Genomic DNA, 26,211 nt, shown 5'->3' with positions numbered 1-26,211 from the left:
CTTTTTTACTGTTCCGTGTGGGTTTGGGGTTGCGGAATGCTACCGCCACAAGTAGCTGTTGTGCTTCTCTCAGACCGGAATCTGCGTTTAGTCCGATTTCTTTGAATTAAATCGGGGGTTCCTGTCGAAAGAGGCCGAATAGTTCGATTCTGCCGAATTAAATAGCCGTTTTTCTTAATTAATGACGGTTTGGAGCGTTTTAATTGGGCAAACTCGGACTAATCAAGGAAAGCTGGCGCGAACAGCGCAAGTTGTTCGATATATTCGGACTAAACGAGTTGGGTGTTGAGAAAGCCTCGCCAACTGGTCATGTCCATAAATAGACATTGACAATACGAACAAATGGAAATATTCTTATAGTGCACTAGTTTAATAGTGTACTGGTTCACGGTGCAGAGGAGGGTAGGACAGTGCAACTTAATTTTAACAGCCCGAAACCGATTTATTTGCAAATGGTCGATGAGGTCAAGAAGGCGCTAGCCAGAGGTGAACTCTCGCCAGGGGACAAAATCCCGTCCCACAAGGAACAGGCACAACTCTTACAAGTGAATCCCAATACAGTCATGCGGGCTTACCAAGAGATGGAACGTGAGGGGTTGACGGAGACGCTACGAGGACAGGGAACTTTTATCAAGAATGATCCTGCCATTCTGCGATCGATTCGCTCTGAGATGGCGCAAGCCGCGGTGCAGCAATTCATTGAAGAAATGCGCGGTTTGGGCATTGAGCCGGAAGAAATGGCGCATATGCTCCGTGATACGTTAAACAAGGAGGGGTAGACCGTGTCCAATGCAGAGAATCCTTACATGATCGAATTGAAGGATATACATAAGAAATATTTATTGAAGCAAGCCGTAAGAGGGATTGATCTTCAGATCAAGAAGGGCACGATTGTTGGATTGCTGGGGCCTAATGGCAGCGGCAAATCAACTTTGCTCAAGATGCTGGCCGGTCTGATTTATCCCACTTCAGGCAGCATCCTCGTAGGCGGCAGAAAGCCTGATGTACACAATAAGCAACAGGTGGCCTACTTGCCTGAGATTGATCATCTCTATGGGTGGATGACGGTGAAGGAAACACTGCGGTTTATAGCTGGATTTTATAAAGATTGGCAGGAAGATAAAGCAGCAGCCATGCTGGTCAAGATGGAGCTGGATGAGAATCAGAAGGTTCGGAACCTCTCGAAGGGAATGCGGGCTAGGTTGAAGCTGATCGCAGCGTTGTCGCGCAAGGTTCCGTTAGTTCTGCTGGACGAGCCATTCTCGGGCATTGATCCTTCATCTCGGGCCAAAATTATCCGCTCGATTATAAGCGAGTTTCAATCTGATGAGCAGACGATTGTGCTTTCTACGCATTCCGTGAATGAATCCGAGCCCATGTTCGACGATGTTATTTTTCTACAGAATGGCCAGATTACGATATTCGACTCAACCGAAAATTTGCGTGAGGCGTACGGTTGTTCGTTAGAGAACATTTGGGAGAAGGTGTACGGGTAGATGGCATTCTGGAACCTATTCAAGAAAGAAGTAAAGAGTATTTTTCCCTTATACGGTTTTTTCGCGGTGGCGGTTGTTGCCCTGCATTTGTTTCTATTATTCAAAAATGCCGCCTTGGATATCGATTCGGCTGTCGCGCTATCCCTATTTGGTCCGTACTTATTCCTAGCCGTCATAGCGATAGGGACAGGTTATTATCAGCTACATGTGGAGTGGAGAACGAACTCGATTTATCTCCTTTTGTCCTTGCCTATTCGCGGGTGGAAGGTGTTGACGGCCAAGCTGGCGGCAGTGCTAACTTGGCTCATTGCAACGTCCCTATGGATTAGCGCAAGCTTTGCGATCGTGCTACTGCGTGTCATGTGGGATGAAGTAGGCGCAAGCGAGGATTGGACCGATTTAGGTCCGAGTCTTCTTAGTCTAGCGGTTCATATGTTTTGGATCGGCATTTTTGTTATTTTGTTCTTTTTAATTGTCGTGCAGTTCACGTTTCTATGTGGGCAGCTCGTTGCAAAGTTCAAATGGCTTGTGATGCTCAGCGCATTTTTTGGCATCAGCTGGTTGGTTCTCCGATTCAGCCCGTTGCTAGCTAACCTGCTGACTTGGACGCCAGAGATCGTTATTGGACATGAAGGTTCAGATATGGCCTTTTTACATTCGGGTCCTTTTATTGGACTTGCCTTGCTTAGTATCGGGTTAACTGCCCTGAATGGTTTTATTTTTGAGAAAGAAGTGGAGGTGTGAAGATGTCTTTTCACAAAAAAAGGAGTGTTCTTCTAGCCTCGGTTGTCATTCTGTTCGTACTCGCGATTCTGGATGTGTCCTTCCGTAAGGAAGATGTTTTTCAAACTTTTGGTGAGCAATTTGTGAATGAAGAGAAGATGGATGACTATTGGGGGGCGAATCGAGCCGCAACGGCAACAGCTCAGCTTCAATCGGATATCACGAAGCAAGACATCAAAGAAGTGCTGCTCTCTAGTCGCAGCGGCAAAATATCTGTCATACGCTCGGAGTCTCCCAACATTCGGTTGCAATATACCGTTACAGCAACGGCCGCGGATACAGAGTCAGCCAATCGCAGACGAGATGCCGTCAAGGTAGAAGAGGAAATCCAGAGTGGACAGCTAACCCTCGTGACGAAGGCCAATGACAAGCCCATTGATCAAGACTTCATCGCGATTGATTATGTGCTCTCTATTCCCGATGCCATGAAGGTGACGGTCCAGAATGAAGAGGGAGCCGTACGAATCAGCGGAGTTAACGGGAATGTTTCAGCTACTTCGACTAGTGGCCTTATGGAAATCGTCGATGTAAAGGGTGATCTTTCGGTAAAATCCTCGTATGGAAGTCTATATATGGCCAATATTACGGGGAATATGGCACTGGTAAGCCGCTCTAGTAAAGTGAATATTGACAATTCACAGGGTAATCTTGATCTCAACAGCCAATCCGGTAATACCAACATAACTGACATAACGGGTAAGGTTACCGGGGATGCGCAATATGGCTCTGTTTATTATCGAGGAATAAAGGGTTCTGTAGACGTAATAGGACGCGGCTCCGATATGCAATTCGACCATATCCAGGGTGATACCCGAGTGGTCTCGAACGCAGGAGGCAATATGACATTCATTTTGTCGAAAGAAGAGGGCTATACGTTGGATGCCGCGGTGAGTGAGGGAAGCATTCGGACCCTGCTGCCAATACCGATCCAAAAGGTGAAAGACAGCGAATATGAAACCCGCATGAGCGGCGTTGTGGGAAAAGGAACAAGGAAAGTAGACGCCAAGTTGAAGTCGGGCGATATGACCTTTCAAGTTAACTAATGATTGCTGCAAAACCAATCGAATTGAGAAGGAGGTCTCCTCATGAGTAGTGAGCCTATCGTAAGTCTGCGGGGCGTTACTAAGCGAATCGGCCGCACCACGGTTATTGATAATCTGACCTTTGATGTGCCGAAAGGTGAGATATTTGGATTCCTAGGGCCCAATGGGGCAGGAAAGACGACAACCATCCGCATGATGGTTGGCTTAATGTCCATCACGCAGGGAGAAATTGTGATTAAAGGGAAGAACATTCAGCATGAATTTGAGCAGGCCATCCGCCATGTTGGCGCTATTGTTGAGAACCCCGAAATGTACAAGTACTTGAGCGGCTATCACAACTTGGTTCATTACGCACGCATGGTGCCTGGGGTTACGAAGGAACGGATCGACGAAGTGGTCAAGCTAGTAAGGTTGGAAACTCGGATTCATGACAAAGTGAAGAAGTACTCGCTAGGCATGCGTCAGCGGCTGGGTGTTGCGCAAGCACTGCTCCACAGACCGTCGCTGCTCATCTTGGACGAACCGACGAACGGTCTTGACCCTGCGGGCATCCGTGAGCTGCGAGATTACTTGCGTTATTTGACGCGAACCGAGGGAATCACCGTCATCGTGTCCAGCCATTTGTTAACCGAAATGGAGCTGATGTGTGATCGGGTTGCGATTCTTCAGCAAGGAAAGCTTGTCGATGTGAAGACGATACAAGATTTCATGCAAGAATCGAAGGATGGGACACAAACCTATCTGATCGAAGCGTCGCCGCCTGAACAGGTTCATGCGGCACTTATTGGCATGACTGGCGTGAAAGAGTTGAAGGTTGTTCCTGAGGGTGTGGAAGTCGTTACGGAGCGGGATTGCATACCTGATATCCTAGCCCATCTCATGCGTCAGGATGTTCGCATCTATGGTGTACAAGTAGTGCGGCAATCACTGGAAGATCGGTTCTTGGAAATGACAGGAGGCGAACAAGTTGGTTAATTTAATTCTTAACGAGAATATGAAGCTCTATCGGCGTGCACGTACATGGCTCATGGTCGCCATTATGATTGCTGTCGTATTCCTAGGCAGTTTTATGGATTGGTATTATGATGACAAATCGGGAGAGACAGATGCTTGGCGGGATCATGTGATTGAGCAAAAGCAGGAACTCACAGAAGTGCTGAAGGAAGCGAAATTGAATGAGCAGAGCAGGAAGTCCTTTCAAGAGCGAATCGCCGTGTACGATTACCACCTAGAACATAATGTTCACCCGGAAGGGGGGACGATGTGGAGCGGAATTAACGGTTCTGCACAACTGATTATGTTAATCACGTTGTTCACCGTCATCGTAGCGGGGGATAGCTTGGCTGGGGAATTCACAACGGGGACGATTAAGCTGCTGCTGATTCGGCCTGCGAACCGCACCAAAATTTTAGTGTCGAAATATGTATCAATGATTATATTTGGTTTGCTTCTGCTCGTCATCCTGTTTATCGTTTCTGTTCTATTGAACGGACTGCTGTATAAGTTTGAGCTGTGGAACTTGCCGCTTGTGAGCATGAACGACGCTGGCAGCATCGTCGAGAGTAATATGTTTGGGCACTTGTGGAAGTCGTATTTGCTGAACGGGGTATCGACCATTATTTTCGTCACGATGGCGTTCATGATCTCCTCTGCCTTCCGCAGCAGTATCATGGCAATCGGATTCTCCATCTTTGCTCTGTTTGCAGGCACGATCTTTATGGGGCTCCTGCAGCCGTACGCGTGGAGTAAATACTTGTTGTTCGCCAATATTGACCTGTCGCAGTACCTTAGCGGTCGTCCGTATCAAAAAGGGATGACGATGGACTTTTCGATTCTCATGCTGAGTATCTATTTCATCCTGTTCAATCTAACTGCATGGCTCGTGTTTACAAAGCGAGATGTGGCTGCGTAACATGATATAAGCGTAAAAGAGGGCACCCGAGAGGGTGCTCTCTCGTTCTTTAGACCTATTTCCATAATTAGGGCATGAATTATTTAGGTTAATAAAAGGAAACAAGTACTTATTGTAGAACTTTGTAGAATAAGAAATAATTGAGGGTAAGTAAACGCAGAAACGATGATTCATTATTGAAAATAGCGCACATTTTCCGGAAGCGAGGTTTGATGCATGTTTAAAGAACAAATGAGATATTCTCGCCTTGCTCATCTCACCAAATTGATCAATACCAAGCTCGAATTACGTGAAGTTCTGCAGCACGTGACGACGGCTATATCGGAAGAAATCGTTCAATGTAATTCTGTCGGGATTTATTTGCCGCAGGAAGACGGGACATTCAGAGGATATGTTGGCAAACCGCAGGTCATTAACGGTTGGACACTGGATATGCATGTCATTGACATGGAAGTCGACTTACTTGCCAAAGAGGTCGTCGAAACCAAAAAAACCGTGTACATCCCGGATACATCCAAGGACAATCGACCTGATCCTAGGGCTGTAGAAGGATTTCAAATAAAGTCATTACTCGTTCTTCCGATTTCCTTCGAGCAAGACTTGTTTGGACTTGTTTTCCTATTTGATTATGGGATTCCAATGAACTTGACGGAGTCAGAAATTCAAACGGTTGAGGCGTATGTGAACATGGCGGCTGTTGCTATCCAAAACGCCAATAATCTAACGTTCAAAGAAAATCTCATTGCCGAAAAGCAGTTGCTGCTTGATGTAACAAGCGATTTGGCGATGTGCTCCACTATGCAAGAAAGCCTAGACAGCTGTTTTTTCTACATGGGAAAAGTGTTGAATAACTCTAACATTGGCGTTCATCTCTTAGACCCGATTACGAAAAGAAAAATTAGGCCAGCGAGATTAAGTAAGGACAGTGACTGGACCGAAGAAGACTGGATGCAGACACATGGCAAAATGCGCATTGACGAAAGCAACGACCTTGTCTTCCAAGAGGTTATTCGGACGAAAAAAGCGATCCTCATTCCCGATGTTTTTGCAGATGAACGACCTAACTATGAGCTTTGTCGTAATTTTGGTATAAAAGGCCTATTTATGCTTCCTCTAGTTTCCATGGGCGAGGTCTTGGGTGTTATATCAGTTGTTAATTTAGACGAAGGGCAGCTTATATATTCGTTGGCCACGATGCAACTTGCTCAATCGATTGTGGATGCTACAGCCTCGACGCTTTCCAACTTATTGTATATGGAAAAGCAAGAGATCATTATTGAAGAGCGCACTTCTGAAATCACGGTGAAAAATAAAGAACTCGAGAGAGTTGTCACGGAATTAAAGCAGCTTAGTCGGGAAAAGGAATTGATTCTGAACTCGGCGGGTGAAGGGATATTTGGTCTAGATCTTGACCGAAACATTACGTTTTGTAATCCAGCTGGTGTTGCCATGTTGGGCTACGACACGAAGCGTGAGTTAGTCGGGCAGAAAGCCAGCCTTATTTTCAACGGGAAGAACCAAGAGAATCAGGAGGGCACCTCACCTGCATGTGATAGTAATTGGAACAACTACGATAAGGATAGTCGATTTTATAGAAATGATAATTCTAGTTTTCCCGTAGAGTTCGTCATTTCCTCCATCCGAGAAGGCAATGAGATGGTAGGCGAAGTTGTCACGTTCAAGGACATTACCCAAAGGAAGCAAATGGAGGAAGAAATAAAGTACCATGCTTATTTTGATAGTGTAACCGATTTACCTAATCGGGTTCTCTTGAAGGATAGACTGAATCAAGGCATCACGTACGCGCAGAAAAAGGGTGAAAAGTTAGCCGTTCTTTACTTGGATTTAGATCGGTTTAAATTTATCAACGATTCGTTAGGACATAGTTATGGCGATGATGTATTACGTGATGTTGCGAAACGGTTAAGTCTTTGTGTGCCTAAGGGTGCAACTGTATCCAGACAAGGGGGCGATGAATTCACGATCGTTTTACCTCATATAACAGGTGAAAATGAAGTGAAAGAGGTCATTCATCTGGTTATCGATTCATTTATGGATCCATTCCAATTGATGGACAACGAAATTTATATGAAAGCTAGTATTGGTATCAGTCTGTATCCCGATAATGGCGATACATCAGAAACATTAATTAAAAACGCCGATACAGCGATGTATAAATCGAAAGAAATATCGGGAAATAGTTATCATTTCTTCAGTGAAGGCATGGATACACGGACATTTGAGAGCGTTAAACTTGAGAATGCGTTATACCGAGCTTTGGATCAGAAGGAGCTTATCCTTTATTATCAACCGCAAATCAACTATACGACGAATCAAATTGTAGGTGTAGAGGCACTGCTGAGATGGAACCATCCGAAGAAGGGTATGATCGCACCCGACCAGTTCATTCCAATTGCGGAAGAAACGGCTCTCATTGTGCCTATTGGGGAGTGGGTATTAAGAGAGGCTTGCCGCCAATTAAAGGAATGGCACGATTTAGGATATCCTTTGATCAATATGTCGGTTAATTTGTCGGCGCGTCAATTTGAGCAGAATAATTTATTTGAAATGGTCAAAAGCGCCCTGCAGGAAGTGGATATGTCCCCTGAGTATCTACAGTTGGAGCTTACCGAGAATTTAATTATTAAGAACAGAGACCTGACGTTACAAACAATGATAGATTTAAAAGGTTTGGGTATCAAAATCGCCATCGACGATTTCGGGACGGGCTATTCTTCCTTGGGTTACTTGAAAAGCTTGCCGATCGACACATTGAAAATCGACAAATCTTTCCTTCAGGATATTACCAAGGATGAGAAAAACGAAGCTATCACCAACACAATTATTACGTTGGCACAAAATCTTAATCTTAGCGTGATTGCCGAAGGTGTTGAAACCAATCAACATGCGCAGTTCCTATCCGCTCGAAACTGTTATTTGATGCAGGGCTATTATTTCAGTCGACCTATGAATGCAGCAGATATTGCAGAGAAATTCCTTGTCAATTGCGTTCAACTTTAGTTCCGGAGGATGACTACGATGAAAGCAGCGCGTGCAGTATTAGAGTTCTTAAAAGGAAGTGGCGTTAAGCATATTTTTGGCATTCCGGCAGGCTCTGTCAATGCCTTCTTTGATCAGCTTTATGAAATGCCAGAAATCGAAACGGTGGTAACTAAGCATGAAGGAGCCGCAGCCTACATGGCAGCAGCTTATGCGAAGTACGCAGGGCAAATGAGTGTGAGCATCGGCTGCAGCGGCCCTGGAGGGGCTAATTTAGTCACTGGGGCAGCCAATGCCATGCGCGAGCATTTACCTGTACTATTTATAACAGGAGCTGTTCCTGTTAACACAATGGGATTGAATGCATCGCAAGAATTGGATCTTGTTCCTGTCTTCAGTTCCGTTACGAAATATAGCGTAATGGTGAAAGATGGCAAGGAATTGCTTCGCGAAGTGGTTAAAGCTAGTCAAATCGCGATATCTGGCGTGCCAGGGCCTGTTCACATTGCCATTCCGATTGATGTGCAGCATGCAGATGTCGGCAACCCAGAGATACCCGTGCTCGCTGAAAGAAAGCCGATTCTCCCTAAGTTGGAAACGATCCTATCGGCGGCTCAAGCCTTATTGCAACATGGAGATGGCTACATCCTTGTGGGGCAAGGCGTTAGAGGCTCCGTCGACTTCTTGATTGAGCTGGCTGAGATGCTGAATTGGCCGATTCTCACAACGCCGCAAGCCAAAGGATATATTCCCGAGGATCACCCGTTGCTTGTAGGTGTGTTTGGCTTTGCAGGACATGAAGCGGCCTCATCTTTGATTGCGGATGGAGCAGGCAAAGCCCTGCTCATCATAGGTTCAAGCCTGGGTGAAACCGCGACGAATAACTATAATGAGAACCTGACGAAAGGTCGGTTCACGATTCAACTTGATTTTGATCAGACCGTATTCAATCGGAAATATAAAATTGATATTCCAGTTCTAGGGGATATTCATTTGGCTTTATTGATGATTATTGAGGAATTGAGAGTTTTGGGCGTGACGCGGGGAAGCACTCATCTGGTCTTTCAAGAGAGTGAGGTTTCTGTCCATGAAACAGAGGAATACAATACGAAGAATGTTCTGCTTTCGATTCAAAAGTGTCTGCCTGTCAATACGCGATATGCCGTAGACATTGGTGAATTTATGTCCTATGTCATTCACCACATGAAGGTCCTAGATTATGATTCTTTTGGGATTAATGTTCATTTTGGAGCGATGGGCGTGGGCATTGGCGCAGCGATAGGCTCCAAATTAGCGGAACCTGAGCGTCCTGTCGTATGTATCACAGGGGATGGTTGCTTTTTCATGCATGGCATGGAAATTTTGACAGCCAAAGAGCAAGGCTTGCCGATCCTGTTTGTTGTCATGAACAATGCCCGTTTAGGCATGGTGTATCACGGACATTCCTTGCAGTTTAAGCGCACGCATCCTTCCTTCGAGCAGGAACCTGTTGATATTGCAGCGATGGCTGCGGCGATGGGTATTCCAAGCTATCGAATTAACCAATTGGACGAGATCCAATCTGATGTCATTCAAGGGTTACTCCATGCAAATGGACCTTCTATTCTGGAAGTCGCCCTGCAAGACAACAATACGCCCCCAATGGGGGATCGCGTTAAATTTCTATCCTCGTTTGGGAAATAATTGAGCAGCTTAGATCTGAGAGTAAGATTGCTGAATAATTTTCCGGATCGCCATAATCGTTTGTCCCTTGAAGGCATCCGAAACAGCTTCACCTGTCGGATTTGCGTAATAGTAGCCTCTGGATTTCTCCTCATAGTTGAACCCCAATGGAAGTAACTCGTTAATTAAATCAATTGGCAGCTTATCGGAGCCGGTTTGATCAGCAAAGTAGGGCGTTGTGACAATGCGCACATCTACATCTCCGGTTCCGGTATGAATGATGAATAAGTCTTTCGGCTGCTGAAGCATCCAATGACCTTTGGAGTACAAGGAAAATCGCGCCGCTTCCAAGGCGGAGAGGGCATCGAGATTGATGCCTAATGTTTGATTAATTAGGCGGCGGATACCTGGGCCAGTCCTATCGTTCTCAGCGATTGCTAAGTACGCGTCTATGACAGTTCTAGGCATCGTGGGCAAGTCGGAAATGGATTCGATATCGAATTGAAAGATTTGATGAACAATGGCGAATATGGCAGATGTGCTAATTTCTTTGTTGTAAACATTCATAAGCTTGTCCATTGCTTCTGCCTTTGTCATGAAGTCTTTTCGAACTTCCATATACACTGAACCCCCCATAGAATAATTGTATAGCATAATTATACGGTGATTGGTTGATTTTGACAAAAAAAGGTTGGAGCCCTTCAGATAGGTTTCGGCCTTTTTGCGTTGCTTCTCTTTATTTCGCTAAAAATCAACAAATTTCATGGCAAGTTTGATAACATAGAAGAGCTAGGGTGATAGAGGATTCAGGCATGGGGGCTAGAAGCATGAGTTATAATACGTATTTATCCGTACCTTGGTTGCGGATCGAATATATTGATGGCTAATAAACTCATCGTCAAAGGGGCAACGGATACTAGTTTTGCTCCCGATAATAATATCACCCGAGCGGAATTTACGGCCTTGTTGGTTCGTGCACTAGGATTAACTTCGGATGCAGCTTCAGCAACTTTTACAGATGTGTTATCCAGTGATTGGTTTGCTGGCTCTGTAGGCGCAGCAGTCAAAGCTAAGCTTGTCAGTGGCTTTGAAGATAATAGCTTCAAGCCGAATGATACCATCACACGCGAACAAATGGCGGTTATGATCGCAAGTTCCATTAGCGCCGCAGGAAAAAAAGTTGCTGACCCCACTACGTCTAGCAAGTCCTTGGCTAGTTTCGATGACAGAGCCTCCATTAGCAGCTGGGCTCAAGTGGCTGTAGCACAGTCAATTGAAGCCAAGATCATCTCCGGAATGACGGATACGACTTTGGTGCCTTCTGCTAATGCAAGTCGCGCTCAAGCTGTTGTTATGTTGAAGCGGTTGATGCAATACGTAGATTTTATTAATTAAATTATAAAAGCGCAGCAAAAAATACCATCCCTATTAAGGATGGTATTTTACTTTATTTGTGACGTCCATCGTTTACCCAACTACAACTGACTCCTGCGCACACCCGCGTAAGCCATGAGAGCCCCGAGAGCGAAGCACAACAAGGCCGCCATCAAATAATTACTGTAGCCATCATCGACGGATATATTATTGACGATCACCATCGCAGCGTTAGATAAAATGAATGCACTCACGATCAGCGCAGGCATGGTCTTCCGAAGCATGCCGAAATACAGCGGAATCATCGATACGCTCGCGCATGTAAAGGCGAAGATCAGTATACGAATGGCTTCTGCCATAAGCCGATCTTGTGTCAGCGTTTCGGTAATGTAGTGTTGATGCGAATTGACGAACAAGAGCGCGGATAGAATGAAGACGTCGGCAATCAACACCGTGGCAAATGTCCAAACTCCGATAATGACAAGCTTCGCTAGGAACAACAAGTTGCGAGGCATTGGGTAAGCGAAGAGAAGCGTAATCGTTTTGTTCCGATACTCGTCGATGACCATACGGGACATGAGCACCGAGGCGAAGACGATAAACGTGATCCCGGCATAATTCATGATGCTCAGAAAGGCACGGTCATAGGTATGGATTTCATTATTCGGCACGTCGCTACCCACGACCCACAGCATCAGCAAGATATTGGTGATCACAACGCTGAGCAACAACCCACGCCATTTGGTTTTCTTAATTTCCAGCTTGATGAGCTTCCACAGCATCACGGTTTCCTCCTTTAATTAATCCGAGGAAATAGTCTTCGAGTGAGCGCGTCATTTTATTTAGTGCCTCGACGCCAATCTCGTGCTGCACCAACAAGCGATTCAGCACGGCAGGTGCAAGGCTTGGATCATAGATCCGTAAGGTGCCACGGTCCATGATTTTATAATTGGTGATAGCGAGATTATCTTCCAGCACAATAACAGCTCGACGTACATCAGTTACGACAATTTCGATATATTCGCTGTGCCGTCCACGAATCTGCTCCATCGATACTTCTTCAAGCAGCTTGCCATGGTTGATGATACCAATCGTATCGGCTAGTTGCTCCATTTCCTGTAAAATATGGCTCGAAATAAGCAGCGTCATGCCGTATTCCTTGCTCAACATGCGAAACAGATCGCGGATCTCCCGGATCCCCGACGGATCCATGCCATTGACAGGCTCATCTAAGATGAGCAGCTCTGGCTTCGTACAGATAGCCCTAGCGATGCCCAGCCGCTGCTTCATACCAAGCGAAAAATCCTTCACCGGCTTGTTGCCAATGTCAGAAAGTCCGACCAGATCGAGCGTTTCGCTAATCGCCTTTTTATCATAATAGCCCATATATTCGCAGTGCAGCCCCAAGTTACCGCGTGCAGACAGATGTTCATAGAAGATAGGATATTCGATGATACTGCCCATTCGTTTCATTGCTTCATAGGAGTGGGGAGTCAGAGGGGCACCGAACAGTTCAATTTCTCCGCTTGTTGGGCGAATTAGATTCGTAATCATGCGCATCACCGTCGTTTTCCCCGCACCATTGGGACCAAGAAAACCATAGATCTCACCACGACGAACCTGCATATTGACATCAGAGATGACCTCGGACTTTTTGAACCTTTTCGATAATTGCTTCGTTTGAAGGATGATACTCATTCAGATCGGTTTCCTTTCAAAAGCGGAGTGTGGGAAAACGGACCGTAAACACGGTTTTCACATGGGGAACACTGTGCAGGGAAATGCTCCCCTCCATCAGCTCAACCAGCCGCTTCGTAATGGTTAGACCTAGGCCGCTGCCCTGATAGGTCTGATTTCTGGAATCCTCCAGTGTATAAAGTCGCTCAAAGACATGCATGCGGTCACGTTCCCCGATGCCTTTTCCTTGATCCCAGACGTCGATATAGACGCTGTCTGCATCTTGTCGCAACGTAATGCCAACGATACCGCCGTCTTTTCCGTATCGTATTGCGTTGAACAGCAGATTCTGCAGCACACGCCCGAGTGCTTCAGTGTTCCCGTACGCATAGATCGGTTCCTCTGGTATAGCTACATCGACATCCAGACCTTGTGCTTCGATCATGTCGTAATAGAAAAGGATGCCGTTCCGGCACGCCTCACTGAGATTAATTTTGGACAAAGGGACAGGACGATCCCCCGATTCTAGCCGCGCCAGATCGAAAAACTGATTCGTCAGATTAAGAATATCGAGCGTTCTATCGTGAACCTTGAGAGAGAGGCGTCTGCGCTCCTCATTGCTGGCCGAATGGTCGTGCACGATCGTTTCCGTCAGACCCAGCACAACCGTTAGCGGTGTTTTCAGGTCATGGGACATGTTGGCGATCATTTTTTTGATCGCATTTTCCTTGCGGGTGTAATCCGCTTCGCCTTTGCGATTCGCATCTAAGAGCCGGTTGATGGCGATTAACAAGCCTTGGAGCTGAGCAGAATCGGTATGAAGGAGAATTTTCTCAGCGGATTCTTTATCAAGAATGTCAGTGAGCTTCGTCTGTAAATAGCGGAGTTCACGCGATAGGTTGATGCGCTGTCTTAATTGAACGATGGTAAATATCCCGAACAGGATACACAAGCTGGGCCAAAGCAGATTCATATCAGAAATCCCCCATTTTGTAACCGATCCCCCATACGGTCTTGATGTATCGAGGGTTCGCAGGATCGTCCTCAATTTTATCCCTTAGACGGGAAATATGGACCTGAATGGCATTCACATCGTCGTAATAGGCGTCATTCCATACCGAGCGATAGATCTGCTCCTTGGAGAAGGCGCGTTTCGGATGGGACATTAGCAGTTTTAAAATAAGGAGCTCTTTCGCCGTGAGGCCCAAGGGGGTTCCATTTTTGGTAACGAGATGCTCTTCTGGATGAAGTGTCAGCTCATGGATGCGCAAGAGGGCAAGCTCAGCACTCGCGGGAGGGCTGGCATATTGGGATGCTCTTCGCAGCATTGCTTTGACCCGTGCGGAGAGCTCGATGAGTGAGAAGGGCTTGGCCAAATAATCGTCAGCTCCGAAGCCGAGACCCAGCGCTTTCTCCACATCACTATCCTTCGCAGACAGAATGAGAACCGGCACTGTGCTGCCGCTCCGTACCCTGCGCAGAACTTCCATGCCATCCACGCCAGGCAGCATCAGATCGAGCAGGATCATATCATAAGCTTCCTCGGCAAAGAGCCGCAGCGCTGCCTCCCCATCAGGGGCATGACGAACGGTGAGACCCTCCTTCAATAAATGGCTTTCCACCATTTCAGCGATTGCCGTGTCATCTTCTACAAGCAAAATGTGATTGGACATGTCGTTTCCACCTTTTTACTTCATGTGCTTTCAGTATACTTCTTTCCTCGCGCATATTGAAACCACACCACGATTAAATAGAAACATCACGCTTTGCGAATACGTACCAAGCAAGGCCAAGGAAAAGAAGCTGATAGCACGCCAACATGATCAATGAAAAAGAGAGTGACATACTAGGCATGAGCAGCCTGCCGTCTAGATAACTAAGCAAATTTGTATTAGCGAAAATCAGGAATTTGGACCATTCAAATTTTTTGAGAACGTAGGCAAGCTGCCCACCAGTTAATAAGAAAAACAAGGAAATTCCAATGGCCATGGAGCTTGCGCGGAATACGGACGAGAACATAAACGCAAGTGTGACCATGACGATCATTTCGATGCTGCTGTAACCTATAGCTTTCCAGAAGTAAGCAACATTGGAGAAAGCAGCCCCAGTATGAAGATCAGAAGCACCGCCGAATCCGAATAGGATACCTCCGGTAATATACGCAGACAGTAAGAGCAGTAGCGTAAGTCCCAGTCCGTACAAGAGGACGGTCCCGAACTTGGAAAGCAAGATCGTGGAGCGGCTAAACGGACGGATTAGCAGCAATTTAATCGTACCGCCAGAGAACTCGGAGGCCACAATGCCCGCGGCGAGGATGATCGTAAACAAAGTAACGATATCCATGAGATTTGGAATAGCGGAGAGGATTAAGTCCATGAACTCCCACACATTGTTCACTTTAAGCTCATCTTGATCTGCGTATCGACAGAGTAAGCCTGCTGTGATCACTAGGATCGGCACGAACGCAATCATCACCCAGCTGCCGATTTTGGTGAATATTTTAATGAATTCATTCTGTACTAAAGTTGTAAAATTACGCATAGTTGGCAACCTCCGTTAGCCTGATGTACTTCTCTTCGAGTGTTTGCGTTTCAGTCTGAGTCTGTAAGTCCGACAGCGAGAAGGTTGTTCGCAGACGGCCTTCCGTCACGACACCGAAGCGGTCGCACATTTGCTCCATTTCGGCGAGTAGATGAGAGGACACCATTACGGCAATGCCTTCTTCAGCGGCGAGCTTGCGGACGAGCTGGCGCATTTCACGAATGCCTGCGGGATCGAGGCCATTGGTCGGCTCATCTAGAATGAGCACAGCTGGCTTATGCAGGAGGGCTTGGGCGATACCCAATCGTTGGCGCATGCCGAGCGAGTACGTCTTCACTTTGTCGTGGATGCGGGCTGACAGCCCGACTAGCTGTACGATCTGGTCGATGCGGCTCTGCGGGATCCCCTCTACCATGCGGGCGAATTGCTTTAGATTTTGCATCCCCGTGAGATGCTTATATAGCTCGGGATTCTCGATAATCGCGCCGACGTGACGAATCGCTTCCCGGAAGCTGCTGCGAATGCTGTGACCATGAATGGCGACATCACCGTCGCTCATTCCGATCAGGCCGACCATCATGCGGATGGTGGTTGTTTTGCCGGCCCCATTAGGCCCGAGAAAGCCGAATACCTCTCCAGGAAAAAGATCAAAACTGATCTGATCCACAATGTTCTTATTTCGAATCCGTTTCGTCAGCTGGCGAACTTCGACTACGGGTTGAATGTTCATGTGCGTACCTCCAATAAGTTAAGTTTCATACGCTTATCTTACTGGACACACCATGCAAGACTCTTTCCTAAATCTTACGAAAGTCTTTCGGAGCGTATCTACATGCGAGTATCTGCTCATTTCTTGATTGAACAAGCATCAACAGGTAATATGAAACTAGGAAAAGTTGTCATCATTTCTTAGATAGAGATCTGAGGAGGAATCACATGTTAGCTGACTTTCAACCGGTTCAAGGTGGATATTTAGCGCGTTATGAGCGTCATTGGCATCATTCTGTAGAGGATGTGTGGTCATGGTTAACGGAGAACGATAAGCTGGTGCAGTGGTTCCCGGAGCTAGAGGTCGAGGAGCTGCGAGCAGGCGGTATCATTAAGTTTAATATGCCGGACGGAACGTTTATTCCAATGGAGATTCTGGAGCTTACAACCCAATCTGTGCTGGCGTACACCTGGGACGAGGACCGGGTACTATTTGAGCTATATGCAGAATCAGATGGCGGATGTCGATTAATTTTCAGCGAGCATTTACATAAAATAACAACCCATACGCCAAGGGACTTGGCTGGGTGGCATGTGTGCCTGGATGTGATCGAGGCATTATTGGAGGGAAGAACCATCACCTCGCGTAAAGAAATATGGGCTGTATGGTATGAGAAATACAAGCAGCTTACAGATCCATACATGACCGATCAAGCGTAATATGCTGTACATAAAAAGGACGGAGGCGATCGTATGAAGGCGCTATTCATTGGCGGAACAGGAACCATTAGCTCGGCAATTACCAGACAGCTGTTAGCCGCAGGGTGCGAGCTGTATCTATTGAATCGAGGCACTCGCAATGCGGACTTGCCAGCAGGTGCACGTATCCTGCAAGCTGACATTAACGATGAAGCTCATGTGGCGAAGCTGATCGAGGACTTATCGTTCGATGTTGTCGCGGATTTTATCGCGTTCGAGCCATCACAGCTGGAGCGGGATTATCGTTTATTTGAAGGCAAAACAAAGCAATTCATGTTCATTAGCTCGGCCTCGGCTTATCAAACGCCGCTTTCGGATTATCGCATCACCGAAGGCACGCCATTATCCAACCCATTATGGGCCTATTCCCGAAACAAAATCGCTTGTGAAGAATATTTGGTCAAGCAATACAGAGAACAAGGCTTCCCGATCACGATTATTCGACCGAGCCATACGTACGATGAGCGCTCTATCCCACTTGGTGTACACGGAACCAAAGGGAGTTGGCAAGTAGCGAAGCGCATGCTTGAGAATAAGCCCGTCCTCATACACGGTGACGGTACTTCCTTGTGGACGATGACGCATAACAGTGATTTCGCCAAAGGGTTCATCGGGCTCATGGGCAATCTCCATGCGATCGGGGAGTCCGTTCATATTACGTCAGACGAGTCGATGACTTGGAATCAAATCTACGAAGCGATTGCCGATGCGCTTGGCGTGAAGCTTCACGCGGTGCATGTAGCATCTGAGTTTCTGGATGCGGTCAGCACACAGGACTATCGAGGCGGTTTGCTCGGGGATAAGGCGAATTCCGTTGTATTCGACAATTCGAAGCTGAAGCGGCTTGTGCCAGAATTCGTGGCTACAACCCGATTCGATCAAGGGATCAAGCGCACCATCGCCAATATCCTGGCTAATCCTGAGCTTCAGCGCGAAGATCCAGAGTTTGATGTGTGGTGTGATAAAGTCGTTGTAGCGTTAGAGGTTGCGCGTAAAGCTATCATTGAATCTTAAATAGAAAATGAAAAGGAGCTAAGCGGCTTGTACGCGCTTAGCTCCTTTTCATTTTAGGCAGAGGAAGATGTATACGTATCGAGCTTACATTGCTTATAAACAGCATTTTGGTGTTCACAAATCGCCATAATGAGTTCTCGGCCGGATTCTGCCGTTAAGATTTGGCCAGAGGGATGCCGATTGGAGACCATCATGAACTATCCTAATAGCCGTCCGTCCGTTGTCCGGCGCTCTCCGCAAGCTCAGCCCCAGCCTTCGCAGCGACGGAGCCTAGATGCTCCATCTCAACCTTCGCTTGAGCGAGCCCTTCTGACACGCGCCGTCCGTAATCCGGATCGGCCTGCTCGAAATAGCTGATCATGTTCGCCTGAATGACAGGCTTACAGATCTTCAAAGCATCGACCAGATTCGCGATCAACTCCTCGCGCTCCCAATCCTCGAACTTGCGGTACGTATCGCCCGCCTGCCCAAAATCATTCGTGCGGCTAATCTTCTCCCTAACCAAACGGTCATTGTACATCGGCTGATGCTCTTTGCCCGAAGGCACCGCTTCCTGCAACCCGCCGAGCGAAGAGGGCTCGTAATTGACATGCGCGTTTTGCCCAGGCGCTTTGTCAACCGTCAGCATCATCTGCCCATCCCGCTGGTTCGTCGCCACAGGCGATTTTGGCGCATTGATCGGCAGCTGCAAATAATTCGTCCCTACACGATACCGCTGGGTATCCGAGTAGGAGAACGTCCGTCCCTGAAGCAGCTTATCGTCCGAGAAATCGAGGCCATCGACGAGTACCCCTGTCCCGAAAGCGGCCTGTTCCACCTCAGCAAAATAATTCTCAGGATTGCGATCCAGCACCATTTTGCCTACTTTCCGAAAAGGAATCTTCTCATGATCCCACAGCTTCGTCGGATCCAATGGATCAAAATCGAGCTCAGGGTGCTCGTCGTCGCTGAGAATCTGCACACACAACTCCCACTCCGGATAGTCGCCGCTAGCGATGGCTTCGTACAAATCCTGCGTGGCATGGCTAATATTTTTACCCTGGATCGCCTCGGCCTCGGACTGCTTTAAGTTCTTCATCCCTTGCTTCAGCGGTTCCCAGTGGTATTTCACGAGCACGGCATCCCCGTTCTGGTTCACCCACTTGTACGTATTGACGCCCGACCCCTGCATCTGCCGATAGTTGGCTGGAATGCCCCACGGCGAGAAAAGGAAGGTAATCATATGCGTCGCTTCCGGCGTATTGGAGACGAAATCGAACATTTTCTCCGGGTTCTGCAGGTTCGTGACCGGGTCCGGTTTGAACGCGTGCACCATATCAGGGAATTTCAAGGGATCGCGGATGAAAAAGATTTTCAAATTATTGCCGACTAAGTCCCAGTTACCATCCTCGGTATAAAATTTGGTTGCGAAGCCGCGCGGATCCCGCAAAGTTTCTGGCGAGTACGTGCCGTGCACCACGGTCGAAAAACGAACAAAAACAGGGGTACGCTTCCCCTTCTCCTGAAAAAGCTTAGCCCGCGTATACGTAGAGACCGGCTCGTCGCCAACCGTTCCATACGCTTCAAAATACCCGTGAGCCCCCGCGCCGCGCGCATGCACGACACGCTCTGGAATACGCTCCCGATCAAAATGGGAAATCTTCTCGATGTAATGGTAATTCTCCAGCGTTGACGGGCCGCGATTGCCAATCGTGCGGATGTTCTGGTTATCCGAAATCGGATGGCCTTGACGGTTCGTTAAGGTCATATTGGTTTGATTGTTAACGTTACTCGGATCTGTCTTGTCTTTACTCATGTCGGTGATGCAGCCTCCCATCGTTAGTTACAAGTAACTTTTACCAATTTGAGGGAAATTATTCCTCGCAAAAAGCCCTCAACCACTTTCCGAAGAAAGAGGGGAGGACTTGTAAGAATTTGCGAAGGCTTCGTCACCATATGTTGATTAAAAATCAAAATTATCCGGATCCGGCCCAACACGCAGATTCTGATTCATCGCATTGATCGCTGCCATATCCTCGTGCGTTAGCTCGAAATCGAAGATCGAACCATTTTCGAGAATGCGATGCTCCTTTGTGGATTTCGGTATAGAGACGATGCCACGTTGGAAGTCCCAACGCAAGATGACTTGGGCAATGGATTTGCCATAACGTTCAGCCAACCCCTTTAGCGTAGGGTTATCCAAAAGCTGACCCTGCATAAGCGGAGACCAAGCCTCTAACTGAATGCCATGCTCCTTGCAAAAGTCGTGCAAATCCGTTTGAGCGAGAAGGGGATGAAGCTCCACTTGGTTAACCATCGGTGTAATCGTCCCAGTGCTCATCACGTCCTCCAAATGATGAATTTGGAAGTTGCTGACGCCAATGGCTTTGACGCGCCCTTTTTGATAGAGCGTCTCTAGCGCTCGCCACGCCTCCACGTATTTGCCCTGAACAGGCCAATGAATGAGGTACAGATCCAGATAATCCAACCCCAGCTTCTCTAAGCTAGCTTCATAGGCAGCTAGGGTGGCTTCATAGCCTAGATCGGCATTCCATACTTTTGAAGTCACAAAAAGCTCATCTCTAGTTAGGCCATACGCCTCCATGCCCTCGCGAATCCCTTGTCCGACGCTGCTTTCATTGCCGTAAATCGCCGCGGTATCGATACTGCGATAGCCAATTTTTATCGCTGCTTTCACAGCTTGCACGACCTCTGGGCCGTCCTCTACTTTAAATACACCGAGCCCCAGCCACGGCATAGCTATGCCATTATGAAGTGTAGTTGCAGTTTGCAGGTTGTTGTTTATCGTGTTTGGTAGTTGGTTGGTCATTGTGGTATTCCTCCTAAAATAGTTGGTTGTGATCGTTGCGGTTGCTCTGATTTTTCAAGATTCCGGCTCCACAGGGTGAGTAGGACGGCACCGAAAACCATGATTCCACCCACCCATGTGGTATGAATGAGTCCGATGGAATCGGTAATCACGCCGCCTAGGAAGGCTCCGCCAGCGATACCGGCGTTGAAAGCTGCAATGTTGAAGGCAGATGCCACATCTTTGGCCTCAGGGGCGAATCGCTCAGCTAGCTGAACGACATAAATTTGCAGTCCAGGTACGTTCATAAAAGCAAGTAATCCCATAAAAAAGATGGTGATTAAGCCCGCGACTTTAAATGGCGCTGTGAACATAAAGAGAAACAGCACGAGGGATTGTAAAAGGAACATAACAAGCAGCGCTTTACTCGCATTGCGGTTCGCGGCGCGCCCTCCAATAATGTTGCCAATGGCAATGGCAACGCCATACAGCAGCAGAATCAGCGCTACCGTATGCTCTTGAAATCCTGTAATCTCATGTAATAACGGAGATAAATACGTGAACACCACGAACGTCCCGCCGTAGCCTAAGGCTGTAATCGAGAAGGCGAGCAGCAGCCGTCCGTTCGTAACGAGCTTGAGCTGTGTGCCTAACCGAGTTCGTGTGCCTTTACGCAAATTGGCGGACACCAAGATCAGGTTCGCGATGAGAGCCACCACGCCAACCGCGACAATGGCGAAGAACGCGGCGCGCCAGCCTAGCTGCTGGCCGAGGTAAGTTCCGATCGGCACACCAGTGACGGTGGCGACGGTAAGCCCCGAGAACATCAGCGCAATCGCGCTGGCTCTGCGGTTCTCGGGCACGAGATCGGCGGCGATGGTCGAGCCAATCGACATGAAAATGCCGTGCGCCAGCGAAGAGATGACGCGAGCGATTAATAGAACGACGATGCCACTTGCCGTAGCGGCTAATAGATTACCTGCGATAAAGACAAGCATGATCCAGAGCAGCAGCGTTTTGCGTGAGATGGTCGAGGTCAGAGACGTTAAGATGGGCGCTCCAAAAGTAACTCCTAAGGCATATAACGTGACTGTTAAGCCTGCGCCTGTGATCGATATATGAAGGTCTTCAGCAATGAGCGGAAGCAGTCCGACACTGATAAACTCGGTTGTGCCAATGGCGAAGGCGCTAACCGCGAGGGCAAGCAGCGCCAGCGTATTTCGATTGGTTTCTTGTTTCATTGCAATCACTCCAAACTTGTATTTCCCGGCCGGTAAGTGCTATTATCAAGCATTATAGTTGGATTGACCAGTACGTACTTATTAGTACGGTAGGCACTTTTTAGTGCCTATAGGTGGAATAGGAGGGAAACAGCCGAATGGGTAAAAAATTGTACAATATTTCCGTCGAAGCCACGCTCGAAGTCATTGGCGGAAAGTGGAAATGTGTGATTCTTTGCCATTTGACCCATGGTAAACTGCGCACAAGTGATCTCAAGCGTCTGATGCCGAGAATCACACAGAAAATGCTCACTCAGCAGCTCAGAGAGCTGGAGCAAGATGGCATCGTGGAGCGGATCGTGTATAATCAGGTGCCGCCAAAGGTGGAATATGAGCTCAGCGATTATGGGGCAAGTTTGACGCCAATTCTGGACTCACTCTGTATGTGGGGAGAAAAGCACATTATTAAAGAATACGGAGACAAATTCGCTGTCCTTGAGGAAAATGTACTGAATAGACGGGACGAAGAGGTAGAGGTCCTAGTTCACGAGCTTATGGGGAAAGAGGTAGAAATGACATGAATACATCGATCAATCAAAAGGGAGATTCCCAAGTAGCCATCGTGGAGAGCACGGACATTCTTATCAGCAACGGCCAGGATGCGCTAGATCTAATGGCATCAGTCCGATATTTGTCCGGGTGCGACAAGTTTATCATTCATCAGTGGAATGTGACCGAGGATTTCTTCGAGCTCAAAACAAAACTCGCAGGCGATGTTCTCCAGAAATACACGAACTATCACATGAAAATGGCCATCGTCGGCGATTTTGATCAATACGACAGCAAAAGCCTTCGCGACTTCATCTATGAATGCAACCATGGCAAGCAATTCTTCTTCGTCAAAGACGAGCAGGCCGCTTTGGATGCTCTGCATGCTGTGAAGTAGGGGAGCCGACTAAGCCAGCCATTGCAGCCCCACATGCCACCCCCCAACTAACAAAAAAGCAGCGCAGGTTCACCCCCGCGCCACCATTTTATCGCCCGAACTGGCCGGGCCGAATTTTTTTCACATCAAACATGCTAACCGTCGAAGAGATAACGTACTCTGGACGCGGCTGACCCTTACTGTTGCGGTGTCCAGCGATATGCTCGGGGCTTTTTTCCCAGTTTTTCCATGCCTGCTCGGACTCCCAACGAATGAAGACAACGACCTCTTCGGTCTCTTTACTCCGTTTATTGACCATCACGGTCACATCGATAAGTCCTTCCATGCCGTCCAGCGGACCTTCCTTGCTAAAACGTTCTACGACTTTGTCGCTACTACCAGGCTGTACAATAATGGTTCGCTGCTGAATAAGCACGAGGTTCAGCTCCTTCTTATCTGTATTCATGATTATGAGAATCATTATCAGTGAATAAGGAGGAGCCGTCAACACAAGCTTTTCATTTACCAGCTTACCTTGCCCGACTTCGATTGCCACCTGCTGCCACTTATTTACCCCGTACCGCCTCCAGCAACGCTTGCAGCGATAGCTCTTCCAAAGACCCCACCGTACGCGGCTCTCCGTCAAAAGTGAGATACTTCGTCACCGGGTTGGGTACGACGATGTAGTGCATGCCTGCGGCTGCCGCTGCGCGAGCACCGTTAGGCGAATCCTCAATCGCTATCGCCTCATGCGGCTGTACGCCCAGATCCTTTAACGCGAGCTCATACAGCTCGGGATGTGGCTTCACCAATGCGACATCTTCTGCGGTGCGAATCGTCTCAAAATAATCGCCGATCCTTAGCTGCGCCAGATACTTATCGATCCAAGCTCGCTTCGAGCTGGAGGCCAAACCAATACGCAGGCCTAATCCTTTGGCCTCCGATAAGTAATCGAGAATACCTGGACGGATGCCTTCCTGCGCCATCATTTCGGTATGTCGATCGTGTACACCTTGCCGAAATGCTGCCCGATCCAAGGGGATTTTCAGCTCCGTGATCAGATATTCATAGGGATCAAACACATGCAAGGATGTGCCAATGCACTTCCCGTACATGTCCAAAGAAAGCTCCACCTCATGCTCGAGATAAGCCTCTCGAAATGCCTCATACCAAGCCGTTTCCGTATCCAGAATCGTGCCATCAAAGTCAAAAATAAGCGCTCGAATCACGGGCATCTTCCTACAACTCCTTTTCTCTGTAATCCTCGACAATCACCTCAATAGCTGCCGTTTCTGGGTCCATCATAAAGCCATGTACAAATTCTAAATAAAAAAGTGGAAGGGTTTCTAAAAACTTTGTCGAAATCTAGAGGACTAGCCTTTAAGACCTATATTTGCTAACTGTTGATCTGTACAACTTCGGAGGTGTTTTTTTTAATCATGTCACAAGCTAAACCACAAGGCAAGCAAGCATCTGTAAGGTTTTTTCGATCGCTTTCTTTCAAAATTTCTGCATGGACAGCCGCGGGCTATATCCTTCTCTGCGTGCTGCTCACCTTCGTTTCGTATCAACAACATCAACAACAAATGTCCGATAACTTGAGTGCGCTGGAAGGTGTTTTCCATGCGCCACTTTTGCAGAAAATAGATTTTATTGAGAAAGCAAAAACAGAACTAAAGAAAAATAATGAAGCTTATAAATATGAGCCTGCTGTCATGAATGTTCAGGAAGATATGGACCGCGTTTCCCAAGGAGAATTGGTGGAGAACGCGTACTTATTTTACCCAGAATGGACAACGTCGGAGGGGGAACCTGCCCTTTTGAATCTTTTATCTAATGCGGAGCTCTATGTCGATGAGAAGCCAGCTGAGCCTTATGTACCGGTGCCTGAGCTTAAAGCTGCGTTAGAGGAAGCGGAGAAAACGGGCTTTGGCATCACGGGTACTTATCAAGATTCGCTGGGAACATGGGTTAGTGCAGTAAGTGCGATTCGTGATAAAGACGGCAAACTTGTTGCTTTCGCAGGGCTAGATTTCGATTACGGCGTTATTAAAGCTCAGATGAATACATATACCATGCAATCCGTATGGATTGGGTTAATCGCCATTTTGATCGGAACCCTCTTCATTATCTTCATCGTACGCTTGTATCTGCGCCAGATTAACCCATTGGTCAAGCTTGCACAGGCCGCAGCAGCTGGAGATTTATCGGATTCGGCGCTTACGAAAAGCAAAAGCAAAGATGAATTGGGTGTTTTGGGCAATCATTTGAAGGATATGGTTGGGAACCTGCGCGGGCTCATTGTTCAGATTGCACAGGCCGCGCAACATGTTTCAGCGGCATCGGAATCCCTACAAGCAGGGGCACAGATGACAAGCCAATCCACAGCTTCTGTCTCCGATATGATGGGTCAGCTTGCTTCGCACTCGGAGCAGCAACGCCAGGGTACAGAGGAAAGCAGTCATGCTATGAATGAGATGGCGGTTGGGATTCAGCGCGTAGCGGAATCAGCTGGACAAGCCACGGATATTTCAGGCCATGCACGCAACCATACAAGTGAAGGCAATGCGCGGATGGGGCAAAGCATGCTGCAAATTACGGAAGCATTGCGTTCCGTACAGCAGGCCGTCCAAGCGATTCAGAGCTTGAAATCGATGTCCGAGGAAATCGGCGAGATCACCGTCCTCATCACGAATGTGACGAGACAAACAAACCTGCTTGCGCTGAATGCCTCGATTGAGGCAGCTAGAGCAGGCGAGCACGGTAAAGGCTTCGTTGTTGTGTCCACAGAAATCCGCAAGCTTGCGGATCAGTCTCGCTTGGCGACAGAGCGAATCGCCGAACTCGTCGAACGAGTTCAACACGAGACAGGTGCGGCAGTTATCGCGATGGATCGCGGCCTTGGAGAAGTGGAGGCGATGCAGGTTGTCGTGGAGCAGACGGACGGCACCTTCAAGGATCTCTCTCACACAGTTCAAGATGTTGTCGATCAGATGACAGATGTATCCGCCGTATCGGAGCAAATGTCAGCAAGCTCGGAGGAAGTGCTAGCTGGAATTGTAGAGATGGCAGAGCTGACTCGGATGACAACCGAGCTGACACAAGCCGTTGCAGCCGCAACGGAGCGTCAGTTGAGCACGATTTCGGAGGTTTCTAGAACTGCTAACGAATTAAGCGGCATGTCGAATGAGCTTCAATTGGCTGTAGCGCGGTTCAAGGTGTAAATGCAGAGAGCATGGAAGAAGAAGGATGCCTGAGGGCATCCTTTTTTCATAGGAAAAACCTTGACTTTTTCATTGATAATGATTA

Annotated in this window: 25 protein-coding genes and 1 pseudogene; 14 read left to right on the top strand and 12 right to left on the bottom strand. The window is 47.7% G+C overall.

Translation table 11 applies throughout. The features are described 5' to 3' along the window. The first annotated feature begins 410 nt into the window (after positions 1-410). The 8 genes from AC58QO_RS20060 (at position 411) to AC58QO_RS20025 (ending at position 9,917) form a co-directional block, all read left to right on the top strand. Entirely contained in the window at positions 411-779 is a 369-nt protein-coding gene (locus AC58QO_RS20060) for a GntR family transcriptional regulator (RefSeq protein WP_497268603.1), read from the top strand. A gap of 3 nt (positions 780-782) precedes the next feature. Beyond that, complete coding sequence (locus AC58QO_RS20055) at positions 783-1,496, top strand: ABC transporter ATP-binding protein (RefSeq protein WP_497268601.1); 714 nt, start codon at positions 783-785, stop codon at positions 1,494-1,496. Then, a complete protein-coding gene (locus AC58QO_RS20050) occupies positions 1,497-2,240 on the top strand; it encodes a hypothetical protein (RefSeq protein WP_497268599.1) in 744 nt (247 codons plus the stop codon). 2 nt (positions 2,241-2,242) lie between these two features. Beyond that, positions 2,243-3,322: a DUF4097 family beta strand repeat-containing protein gene (locus tag AC58QO_RS20045; RefSeq protein WP_497268598.1), complete on the top strand. Its 1,080-nt coding sequence runs from the start codon at positions 2,243-2,245 to the stop codon at positions 3,320-3,322. Positions 3,323-3,364: 42 nt separating this feature from the next. Further along, a complete protein-coding gene (locus AC58QO_RS20040) occupies positions 3,365-4,297 on the top strand; it encodes an ABC transporter ATP-binding protein (RefSeq protein ID WP_497268596.1) in 933 nt (310 codons plus the stop codon). Beyond that, positions 4,290-5,234, top strand: coding sequence for an ABC transporter permease (locus AC58QO_RS20035; protein ID WP_497268594.1), 945 nt, complete (start codon positions 4,290-4,292; stop codon positions 5,232-5,234). Before AC58QO_RS20040 ends, AC58QO_RS20035 begins: the two co-directional genes overlap by 8 nt. A 216-nt stretch (positions 5,235-5,450) precedes the next feature. Then, a complete protein-coding gene (locus tag AC58QO_RS20030) occupies positions 5,451-8,255 on the top strand; it encodes an EAL domain-containing protein (protein ID WP_497268592.1) in 2,805 nt (934 codons plus the stop codon). A gap of 18 nt (positions 8,256-8,273) precedes the next feature. Beyond that, complete coding sequence (locus AC58QO_RS20025; RefSeq protein WP_497268591.1) at positions 8,274-9,917, top strand: thiamine pyrophosphate-binding protein; 1,644 nt, start codon at positions 8,274-8,276, stop codon at positions 9,915-9,917. A gap of 9 nt (positions 9,918-9,926) precedes the next feature. On the opposite strand, the gene AC58QO_RS20020 is transcribed toward AC58QO_RS20025, so the two are convergent. Beyond that, complete coding sequence (locus AC58QO_RS20020) at positions 9,927-10,514, bottom strand: hypothetical protein (RefSeq protein ID WP_497268589.1); 588 nt, start codon at positions 10,512-10,514, stop codon at positions 9,927-9,929. 261 nt (positions 10,515-10,775) lie between these two features. Here AC58QO_RS20020 and AC58QO_RS20015 point away from each other — a divergent pair, with 261 nt between their 5' ends. Then, positions 10,776-11,291: an S-layer homology domain-containing protein gene (locus AC58QO_RS20015; protein WP_497268587.1), complete on the top strand. Its 516-nt coding sequence runs from the start codon at positions 10,776-10,778 to the stop codon at positions 11,289-11,291. An 80-nt stretch (positions 11,292-11,371) separates the two neighbouring features. Here the strand turns inward: AC58QO_RS20015 and AC58QO_RS20010 are convergent, their stop codons facing one another. From AC58QO_RS20010 to AC58QO_RS19985, 6 genes and pseudogenes are all read right to left on the bottom strand, one after another. After that, complete coding sequence (locus AC58QO_RS20010) at positions 11,372-12,052, bottom strand: ABC transporter permease (RefSeq protein WP_497268585.1); 681 nt, start codon at positions 12,050-12,052, stop codon at positions 11,372-11,374. Beyond that, positions 12,021-12,968: an ABC transporter ATP-binding protein gene (locus AC58QO_RS20005; protein ID WP_497268583.1), complete on the bottom strand. Its 948-nt coding sequence runs from the start codon at positions 12,966-12,968 to the stop codon at positions 12,021-12,023. Before AC58QO_RS20005 ends, AC58QO_RS20010 begins: the two co-directional genes overlap by 32 nt. A gap of 16 nt (positions 12,969-12,984) precedes the next feature. Then, positions 12,985-13,920, bottom strand: a complete 936-nt coding sequence (locus AC58QO_RS20000; protein WP_497268581.1) for a sensor histidine kinase — start codon at positions 13,918-13,920, stop codon at positions 12,985-12,987. Between the two features lies 1 nt (position 13,921). Beyond that, positions 13,922-14,620, bottom strand: coding sequence for a response regulator transcription factor (locus tag AC58QO_RS19995; protein WP_497268579.1), 699 nt, complete (start codon positions 14,618-14,620; stop codon positions 13,922-13,924). A gap of 73 nt (positions 14,621-14,693) precedes the next feature. Continuing rightward, positions 14,694-15,488, bottom strand: coding sequence for an ABC transporter permease (locus AC58QO_RS19990; protein ID WP_497268577.1), 795 nt, complete (start codon positions 15,486-15,488; stop codon positions 14,694-14,696). A gap of 91 nt (positions 15,489-15,579) precedes the next feature. Continuing rightward, positions 15,580-16,218: pseudogene (locus tag AC58QO_RS19985) on the bottom strand (ABC transporter ATP-binding protein); the annotation flags it as partial. 206 nt (positions 16,219-16,424) lie between these two features. Here AC58QO_RS19985 and AC58QO_RS19980 point away from each other — a divergent pair. After that, entirely contained in the window at positions 16,425-16,916 is a 492-nt protein-coding gene (locus AC58QO_RS19980; RefSeq protein ID WP_497268575.1) for an SRPBCC family protein, read from the top strand. Positions 16,917-16,949: 33 nt separating this feature from the next. Continuing rightward, a complete protein-coding gene (locus tag AC58QO_RS19975; RefSeq protein ID WP_497268573.1) occupies positions 16,950-17,969 on the top strand; it encodes an SDR family oxidoreductase in 1,020 nt (339 codons plus the stop codon). Positions 17,970-18,171: 202 nt separating this feature from the next. Here AC58QO_RS19975 and AC58QO_RS19970 read toward each other — a convergent pair whose 3' ends face one another. The 3 genes from AC58QO_RS19970 to AC58QO_RS19960 all read right to left on the bottom strand — a co-directional run bounded on the left by AC58QO_RS19970 (position 18,172) and on the right by AC58QO_RS19960 (position 21,998). After that, the gene (locus AC58QO_RS19970) at positions 18,172-19,764 is read right to left on the bottom strand and encodes a catalase (RefSeq protein WP_497268571.1); all 1,593 of its coding nucleotides are present in this window, start codon (positions 19,762-19,764) and stop codon (positions 18,172-18,174) included. 147 nt (positions 19,765-19,911) lie between these two features. Continuing rightward, the gene (locus AC58QO_RS19965) at positions 19,912-20,754 is read right to left on the bottom strand and encodes an aldo/keto reductase (protein WP_497268729.1); all 843 of its coding nucleotides are present in this window, start codon (positions 20,752-20,754) and stop codon (positions 19,912-19,914) included. A gap of 20 nt (positions 20,755-20,774) precedes the next feature. After that, on the bottom strand, positions 20,775-21,998 hold the full coding sequence (locus tag AC58QO_RS19960; RefSeq protein ID WP_497268569.1) for an MFS transporter: 1,224 nt from the start codon (positions 21,996-21,998) through the stop codon (positions 20,775-20,777). Between the two features lie 137 nt (positions 21,999-22,135). Here AC58QO_RS19960 and AC58QO_RS19955 point away from each other — a divergent pair, with 137 nt between their 5' ends. After that, positions 22,136-22,558, top strand: coding sequence for a winged helix-turn-helix transcriptional regulator (locus AC58QO_RS19955; protein ID WP_497268568.1), 423 nt, complete (start codon positions 22,136-22,138; stop codon positions 22,556-22,558). Then, entirely contained in the window at positions 22,555-22,923 is a 369-nt protein-coding gene (locus AC58QO_RS19950) for a DUF4180 domain-containing protein (protein ID WP_497268566.1), read from the top strand. Before AC58QO_RS19955 ends, AC58QO_RS19950 begins: the two co-directional genes overlap by 4 nt. An 88-nt stretch (positions 22,924-23,011) precedes the next feature. Here AC58QO_RS19950 and AC58QO_RS19945 read toward each other — a convergent pair whose 3' ends face one another. After that, entirely contained in the window at positions 23,012-23,338 is a 327-nt protein-coding gene (locus AC58QO_RS19945; RefSeq protein ID WP_497268728.1) for an antibiotic biosynthesis monooxygenase, read from the bottom strand. Positions 23,339-23,468: 130 nt separating this feature from the next. Next, positions 23,469-24,137, bottom strand: a complete 669-nt coding sequence (locus tag AC58QO_RS19940; protein ID WP_497268565.1) for an HAD family hydrolase — start codon at positions 24,135-24,137, stop codon at positions 23,469-23,471. 204 nt (positions 24,138-24,341) lie between these two features. Here AC58QO_RS19940 and AC58QO_RS19935 point away from each other — a divergent pair, with 204 nt between their 5' ends. Further along, complete coding sequence (locus AC58QO_RS19935) at positions 24,342-26,126, top strand: methyl-accepting chemotaxis protein (RefSeq protein ID WP_497268563.1); 1,785 nt, start codon at positions 24,342-24,344, stop codon at positions 26,124-26,126. The last annotated feature ends 85 nt before the right edge of the window (positions 26,127-26,211 follow it).

This window comes from Paenibacillus sp. J31R30, from assembly GCF_059692115.1.
Note: the sequence above shows the minus strand (reverse complement) of the source record. Positions and strands in the feature narration are given on the sequence as shown.

What these genes read in the sequence shown, in the direction of transcription:
- AC58QO_RS20010 (WP_497268585.1), bottom strand. Translation starts at nt 12,052, where the DNA reads ATGCTGTGGAAGCTCATCAAGCTGGAAATTAAGAAAACCAAATGGCGT.
- AC58QO_RS20050 (WP_497268599.1), top strand. Translation starts at nt 1,497, where the DNA reads ATGGCATTCTGGAACCTATTCAAGAAAGAAGTAAAGAGTATTTTTCCC.
- AC58QO_RS20040 (WP_497268596.1), top strand. Translation starts at nt 3,365, where the DNA reads ATGAGTAGTGAGCCTATCGTAAGTCTGCGGGGCGTTACTAAGCGAATC.
- AC58QO_RS19990 (WP_497268577.1), bottom strand. Translation starts at nt 15,488, where the DNA reads ATGCGTAATTTTACAACTTTAGTACAGAATGAATTCATTAAAATATTC.
- AC58QO_RS19935 (WP_497268563.1), top strand. Translation starts at nt 24,342, where the DNA reads ATGTCACAAGCTAAACCACAAGGCAAGCAAGCATCTGTAAGGTTTTTT.
- AC58QO_RS19960 (WP_497268569.1), bottom strand. Translation starts at nt 21,998, where the DNA reads ATGAAACAAGAAACCAATCGAAATACGCTGGCGCTGCTTGCCCTCGCG.
- AC58QO_RS19975 (WP_497268573.1), top strand. Translation starts at nt 16,950, where the DNA reads ATGAAGGCGCTATTCATTGGCGGAACAGGAACCATTAGCTCGGCAATT.
- AC58QO_RS19950 (WP_497268566.1), top strand. Translation starts at nt 22,555, where the DNA reads ATGAATACATCGATCAATCAAAAGGGAGATTCCCAAGTAGCCATCGTG.
- AC58QO_RS19980 (WP_497268575.1), top strand. Translation starts at nt 16,425, where the DNA reads ATGTTAGCTGACTTTCAACCGGTTCAAGGTGGATATTTAGCGCGTTAT.
- AC58QO_RS20025 (WP_497268591.1), top strand. Translation starts at nt 8,274, where the DNA reads ATGAAAGCAGCGCGTGCAGTATTAGAGTTCTTAAAAGGAAGTGGCGTT.
- AC58QO_RS19940 (WP_497268565.1), bottom strand. Translation starts at nt 24,137, where the DNA reads ATGCCCGTGATTCGAGCGCTTATTTTTGACTTTGATGGCACGATTCTG.
- AC58QO_RS19970 (WP_497268571.1), bottom strand. Translation starts at nt 19,764, where the DNA reads ATGAGTAAAGACAAGACAGATCCGAGTAACGTTAACAATCAAACCAAT.
- AC58QO_RS20005 (WP_497268583.1), bottom strand. Translation starts at nt 12,968, where the DNA reads ATGAGTATCATCCTTCAAACGAAGCAATTATCGAAAAGGTTCAAAAAG.
- AC58QO_RS20015 (WP_497268587.1), top strand. Translation starts at nt 10,776, where the DNA reads ATGGCTAATAAACTCATCGTCAAAGGGGCAACGGATACTAGTTTTGCT.
- AC58QO_RS20020 (WP_497268589.1), bottom strand. Translation starts at nt 10,514, where the DNA reads ATGGAAGTTCGAAAAGACTTCATGACAAAGGCAGAAGCAATGGACAAG.
- AC58QO_RS20000 (WP_497268581.1), bottom strand. Translation starts at nt 13,920, where the DNA reads ATGAATCTGCTTTGGCCCAGCTTGTGTATCCTGTTCGGGATATTTACC.
- AC58QO_RS19995 (WP_497268579.1), bottom strand. Translation starts at nt 14,620, where the DNA reads ATGTCCAATCACATTTTGCTTGTAGAAGATGACACGGCAATCGCTGAA.
- AC58QO_RS20030 (WP_497268592.1), top strand. Translation starts at nt 5,451, where the DNA reads ATGTTTAAAGAACAAATGAGATATTCTCGCCTTGCTCATCTCACCAAA.
- AC58QO_RS19955 (WP_497268568.1), top strand. Translation starts at nt 22,136, where the DNA reads ATGGGTAAAAAATTGTACAATATTTCCGTCGAAGCCACGCTCGAAGTC.
- AC58QO_RS20045 (WP_497268598.1), top strand. Translation starts at nt 2,243, where the DNA reads ATGTCTTTTCACAAAAAAAGGAGTGTTCTTCTAGCCTCGGTTGTCATT.